2 protein-coding genes are annotated in these 419 nt (G+C 63.2%); both read right to left on the minus strand.

Annotated features, from left to right (window positions below; translation table 11 throughout):
• Nucleotides 1–232, minus strand: a 232-nt coding sequence (locus tag CUZ56_RS14840) for a hypothetical protein (RefSeq protein WP_204250932.1), incomplete at its 3' end; no start/stop codon positions are given.
• Nucleotides 229–419, minus strand: a 191-nt coding sequence (locus tag CUZ56_RS15845) for a hypothetical protein (RefSeq protein ID WP_162615376.1), incomplete at its 5' end; no start/stop codon positions are given. The genes CUZ56_RS14840 and CUZ56_RS15845, both read right to left, overlap by 4 nt.

The following is a 419-nucleotide window of genomic DNA, read 5'->3' on the forward strand; positions in this document are numbered from 1 at the left end:
GCCCGAAACCGATCACGACAGTGAACGCGAGGCCTACGAGGAAGGTTATCGCCGGATTGGCCGGCAGGGTCATGGCCGCCACCGCGCTGATCAACAGGGCGACGGCCACCCCCGCCACCTGCGGCAGGGTATAGGGCCCGAACGGTAACTTCTGGCCGTTCTGAGCCTTGCCGATCACGATGGGAACACGTTTGATCGGCGTGAAGACCTTCACGACCTGGGTTTGGGTCATCGATAGCCACCGACCGGATGATCCGGGACGATGATATTCGCGTCGCTGCGGGCATAGTTCACCAACGTCGGAAGCATCCAGAAGGCCACCGCTGCCAGCAGCCCCGACAAGGTCACCCCGACGATCTTCGCCGGCGAAAGCTTGGATTTCGCGGCCTCGGAGACCAGGACGCCCATCGCCACCATGG

It is taken from the genome of Saezia sanguinis (assembly GCF_003991585.1).
Classification (GTDB): Bacteria; Pseudomonadota; Gammaproteobacteria; order Burkholderiales; family Burkholderiaceae_C; genus Saezia; species Saezia sanguinis.